The following is a 4638-nucleotide window of genomic DNA, read 5'->3' on the forward strand; positions in this document are numbered from 1 at the left end:
CATCGAGATCGGACGGTTTAAAGTATCAGCTAACTCCTTAATTGTGACACCATCTGGACTTTGAGCGATCGACTCAAGTAGTCGATCCGTTGTAGTTAAACTGGAAAAATCGGGGGTTATTTCGACAATTGCCAAAGTTAAGGTTTCCTAACTCGTCGCCTAATAGCTTATCACCTTTATTGAAAATTCATGAATGTTATAAATACGATATTTTTATAGATAGACGACTGCTTTTTGTGACTAAGTTATGTCCGTTTTTCCACCCTTGACAATTGAGATTGATTCGGATATCGTCTACAGAACGTATCTCTCGATCGCTCGATTGACGCCTCAATTTTCCCCTGACACATAGTAAAGACCGATAGCGATCTAAATATTCAGTCACTCTAAATCCTAAATCTATGGCTCAATTTTGGATTGCCGTCTTCTTCATTCTGTTAGCGAGTGCTCGATTGTTTCAATCTATTAGCGCGATCGATCTCCCATTTCCAGTTTATTTAATCTTAGGAATGGTACTTGCTGTCGCGGCTAATCCTCGATCGAGATTTGCCTTCGTGCCCACCCAACAAGTCACGATCCAAGAGATCGCCACACCAGATCCAACGATCGCCGCCGCAGTGCCCCTAATCTCTACTCCAGAATTTCACAATGTCGCGCCCGCGCAGCTCGACGCGCTCGAACCTAAACCCAAACGCACCAAAACCGCGCCCAAATCGCTCCCAGCCACTCCCAAGCCTCCCAATGCCCTCGAAGCGATCGAGCCTAAACCTAAGCGCGCCCGTAAAACAACTGCTAAATCGCCACAAGTGTAAGCCTGCTCGCGAGCTTCAATTATCGAGCTGTCTCGACAGCAGTCGTTCGATCTGGGCAATTGTCTCAGACTGAGCTTGAATCAATCGATGTAGCTCGGCTATTTCGCGATCTCTGAGTAAATCTAGTTTTTCGTGAAGTAATTCGATCTCCATTTCAGCTTTGACATCGCAGTCCAAATCCTGTTGTGCGCGCTCTCGATCTATTTCTGACTGGCGATTTTGACTCATCAAAATAAACGGTGTTGCATAAGCCGCCTGAAAGCTCAAGGCTAGGTTGAGTAAGATAAACGGATATGGATCCCATTGTCCCAGCACAGCAAGCACATTTAGCACGATCCACACTGTCAATAGACAACTTTGGATGATGATAAACCTCCACGAACCGACTACCTCTGTGACAACATCGGCAATCCGATCGCCGCGTGAGGAAGATCTGGGAGTAGTAGATCTCGCAGGTTTAATCGATCGTAAGTAAGATAGTCGCTCTAAGTCGCTCGTGGTCAGTTGCGGTGCTTTAATAGCTGGTGGCGAGTCCATAAATGTCAGTAGTTAAGAAGCGATCGCCCTATTATCGATCGAAAGCGCTCGATGCCCGATGTTTTGCCAGTCGGCTGAATTGACGATCGGCTTAAAGTGACGTCAGTATCAAAGTGGTGTTGGGAACGGCACTCGATCGCTCCCAAACTTAATTGAGCTGAAATTTCTCAGCCTAAAATCTATAAAAATTTACCGATCCGATCGATCAACTGTTCGGCGGTTAAGACACCTTCGATCCGATCGACTGATTGCCCCCCTTTGAACATTACCAAAGTTGGCAAAGCTTGAATCTGATGACTAGAGGCGATTTGGGGATATCGATCGGTATCGATCTTCATAATTCTCACTTGCCCATTGAGTTCGATATTGACTTGTTCCAAAATTTTGGACATCATCTGACATGGGCCACACCAAGTCGCATAAAAATCAACTAAAATCGGTAGCTCGCTATTGGCGATCGCGTCTTCAAAACTGGTAAATTGTTGCTTGACTGCCATGAGATTGTCCTGAAACAAAGTTTGCGTAACTCGATTCTAAACATTTTTAGCTCGACCGGACTAGATTCGATAACAAACGATAAGCACCTCTCATAATTCGGCATTGCCGATTGGAAGTATATCAATTAGGTTTTGACAGCAACCAATCCCATCACCCATCTCCTACCTCCCATCTCCCACCCACCAGCCATCGGGAAGATAAATACCGCCGCAGCGTAGAACCAGCTCGGGATTCATAAAATAAGCCCAAGCTACGATGCTAGCCGTGCGATTCTCCAAAGCAGAGGTTGCACCAACGGCAGATAGATATGCCACGATCGATTCGCGGTTATAATCATTTTTGGCGGGATCTCGATGCGGCTGGAAGTCTTCAAGTTCGTCTAATTCTGCTAATATTGTCGGGCGCTCGAATGAGAGCACAAATCCATGTACTTGACTATTGCCATGAATTGCACCCGGATAACCCAACGCGGGCAAATCGTACAGGCACCCCTCAATATGGGCGCGCCGACTGGTAATGACTCGATTGCCACAATAGCGATCGAAATTAGCTTCCCCAGGCTTGAGAGTACCGTAGACAAAGACATGTAGATCTTCATTCATCATGGCGATAGATTCCTCCAACCAACTCGATCGAGTATAACTGCTCGACACCATCTTGACTCCAATGCCCCAGCCATCCGCGATCGCCACTACCAAAACCAGCCAGTCGATGCAAATCCCCAAATTACTCGCAGATCACCTGCGGTGGATGGTAGTGCTGGCACAATTGCAAGAAATGGGCGGCAAAGAACATCGCTACCCGGTGAAACAATTGGTAGCCGATCTGCAACTAGGTAGTTTATTTGCCACACCTACTGGTGAAATTAATCGCGAGCCAGTAGTTGGTTTGAGCAAAAAAGCCTGGGAAATCTGGTGTTGTGGCAAGTCGGTAGATAAGGGGGAAAGTCCGCTCAATTCGATCTATCAGTGTCGGAGTTTTTATGGTTTGGATGCGCCCAATAATCTCTTACAAAGATTGAATAAACTCTTAGACATGGCGATCGATCGACATAAAACTCTCGAACCAGAAGCTAGACGCGGTAAAAAGGATAGTAAATACGATCGTTATCTCGAACAGTGGGGCGACTATGCAATTCAATTAGTCGCGCTTAATGGCGGTTGGGAAAATTTTAGTTCTCAGGAAAGTCTCGCTCAAATTAAAGATTTGTGGGTGGGTATCCACCCACCCGCAGTAGAATTGACAGGTATAGATCGGGAGTCTTTGATTCAACGGATTATTTATCTCGATAGCGATCGCTACATCCAAATTGTTGCCACTGCAATTGGTTCCTTATATCCCCTGTGGTTTTTCAAATCTCAACAGCGTAAAGAATTACTCGATCGCATTGCCACCCAAGATCGCGAGATGAAAAAAGCTTTACCCAAGCGCGATCTCTATATCGATGTCAATACCCAAATCGGTCAAATGGCGGGCTTACCGTACCCATTTGGAGTCGCTGATGAGCTGTTAGCTTATTGTTGGGATGTCGAGATCGCCCAGGTAGAAAACTATTTACCAGAAACTGCTTGGTGTCCGATCGCCATTCAATCGATCGCTAGAGAACTGCAAAATGAATATTGGAGTCCACCATTATTATTTACGATGTGGGGCGATGAATTTCCCGTCCCCGATGATGATAAACATAACTATTCAATTCCATTTATTGCGCTTACCCAAGGTGGTAATCAGTTTGGCGAATTATATCAACGGATCGAGATGCCGATTGCCGCAGACGCTAGCACTCCGCTCGCACTATTGGCAGCGATGAGTATCGGGATCGAATCCCATACTTATGGTGAAAAAATTCTCGATCGACTAGAAATTCAAAAGATAAAGATCGGTACCCAATCTAACTACAACCGGACTAAAATTCTAATCGAACCACCAGAGAGCGATCTGATTGCTAGTTATTTCCCTGTTAGTCTATCATTGCAAATAAATCCCAACTATCAGCAGTTAAGCACAGCAGCTTTATATCAAAAATGGGGACAAGTTGGTGATGCTTTTAATTATACCTGTCCGCAATTAGTTTTGGCTGGTGGGCTATTCTTATCGAGACAGGCAAAAGCTACCGATTTAATTATCGATCTGGGTATTTATCTGCGGACGGTAGAGTTATTAATTCGCAATCTTCGACCGGAGTGGGACTCGATCGAGCGTTATTTTACCCAATTGGCTAGTAATGATATTACTACCAAACAAGCCGCTGCACAGTCGATTAGGGAAGCCTGTCAGATCGTTGCCAAAAAGAGTAAGTTAGTCAAAGGTAGCGATCTGGTAAGTGCCAATGCGATCGCGGAAATCTTGAGTCAAGTCGCGATCGAAATGTTAACGGCTTTAATTCCCACTGATGCCGAAAAATATCAAGCATGTGTCGAACAAATCGACGATTGGGGCTGGGCTAAGTTATTAGAATCAGTCCAATCGTCATCGGTATATATCGCCTGTGAGTTATTTACAGGTTAGGAATAAGCAAGAAAATAAAATCTAAATGTGCTGACTATCTCTAGTTAGAAGCGAAATTGGTGAAAATCCCCCAAACCCCCTTAAAAAGCTTGCTCAGATCCGGATCTTAGTCTCCCTTTTTAAGGGGGATTTAGGGAGATTCAGGGGGATTCAGGTCTACGATCGTAACAAATAAAACTTTTCAAACAGCATCTAAGACGCTTATCTAGGATTGCTAGATCGAGCAAATTTACCTATCGAGCGTGAGTCATTAGATACTGACCATTACCATTGTACTCGCCGT

The 4638-nt window shown here is 44.9% G+C and carries 5 protein-coding genes; 2 read left to right on the plus strand and 3 right to left on the minus strand.

What is annotated here, in order from left to right:
* The first annotated feature begins 401 nt into the window (after positions 1-401).
* Positions 402-812, plus strand: coding sequence for a hypothetical protein (locus RMO35_RS12405; protein WP_309741573.1), 411 nt, complete (start codon positions 402-404; stop codon positions 810-812).
* A 15-nt stretch (positions 813-827) separates the two neighbouring features.
* Here RMO35_RS12405 and RMO35_RS12410 read toward each other — a convergent pair whose 3' ends face one another.
* The 3 genes from RMO35_RS12410 to RMO35_RS12420 form a co-directional block, all read right to left on the minus strand.
* Positions 828-1349: a DUF1003 domain-containing protein gene (locus RMO35_RS12410; RefSeq protein ID WP_309741575.1), complete on the minus strand. Its 522-nt coding sequence runs from the start codon at positions 1347-1349 to the stop codon at positions 828-830.
* 179 nt (positions 1350-1528) lie between these two features.
* Positions 1529-1846, minus strand: a complete 318-nt coding sequence (gene trxA, locus RMO35_RS12415) for a thioredoxin (protein WP_309741576.1) — start codon at positions 1844-1846, stop codon at positions 1529-1531.
* A gap of 162 nt (positions 1847-2008) precedes the next feature.
* The gene (locus tag RMO35_RS12420) at positions 2009-2452 is read right to left on the minus strand and encodes a gamma-glutamylcyclotransferase (RefSeq protein ID WP_309741578.1); all 444 of its coding nucleotides are present in this window, start codon (positions 2450-2452) and stop codon (positions 2009-2011) included.
* Positions 2453-2513: 61 nt separating this feature from the next.
* On the opposite strand from RMO35_RS12420, the gene RMO35_RS12425 reads away from it, so the two are divergent.
* Positions 2514-4355, plus strand: a complete 1842-nt coding sequence (locus RMO35_RS12425; protein ID WP_309741579.1) for a hypothetical protein — start codon at positions 2514-2516, stop codon at positions 4353-4355.
* Positions 4356-4638: the final 283 nt, after the last annotated feature.

This window comes from Chamaesiphon sp. OTE_20_metabat_361, assembly GCF_031364565.1.

Bases quoted from the DNA above. Each gene is read 5' to 3' on its own strand.
- RMO35_RS12405 (WP_309741573.1), top strand. From the start codon at position 402: ATGGCTCAATTTTGGATTGCCGTCTTCTTCATTCTGTTAGCGAGTGCT.
- RMO35_RS12410 (WP_309741575.1), bottom strand. From the start codon at position 1,349: ATGGACTCGCCACCAGCTATTAAAGCACCGCAACTGACCACGAGCGAC.
- trxA (WP_309741576.1), bottom strand. From the start codon at position 1,846: ATGGCAGTCAAGCAACAATTTACCAGTTTTGAAGACGCGATCGCCAAT.
- RMO35_RS12420 (WP_309741578.1), bottom strand. From the start codon at position 2,452: ATGATGAATGAAGATCTACATGTCTTTGTCTACGGTACTCTCAAGCCT.
- RMO35_RS12425 (WP_309741579.1), top strand. From the start codon at position 2,514: ATGCCCCAGCCATCCGCGATCGCCACTACCAAAACCAGCCAGTCGATG.